Annotated in this window: 2 tRNA genes; both read right to left on the reverse strand. The window is 54.4% G+C overall.

The features are described 5' to 3' along the window. Positions 1-76 (reverse strand) — tRNA-Ala (locus AC3A6M_RS24940). Positions 77-155: 79 nt separating this feature from the next. Beyond that, positions 156-225: transfer RNA gene (locus AC3A6M_RS24945), tRNA-Glu, on the reverse strand. Position 226: the final 1 nt, after the last annotated feature.

Genomic DNA, 226 nt, shown 5'->3' on the forward strand with positions numbered 1-226 from the left:
TGGTGGAGGTAAGCGGGATCGAACCGCTGACCTCTTGCATGCCATGCAAGCGCTCTCCCAGCTGAGCTATACCCCCGTTTCGGGAAAACAGTATCATAACATACTGCTTTTACTTCTCACAGCACCGTTTTCACAACGCTGCGTCCTGCTATTCTTGGCGTCCCCACGGGGATTCGAACCCCGGTACTCACCGTGAAAGGGTGATGTCCTAGGCCTCTAGACGATG

Source organism: Telluria sp. Soil_C_11 (genome assembly GCF_057657395.1).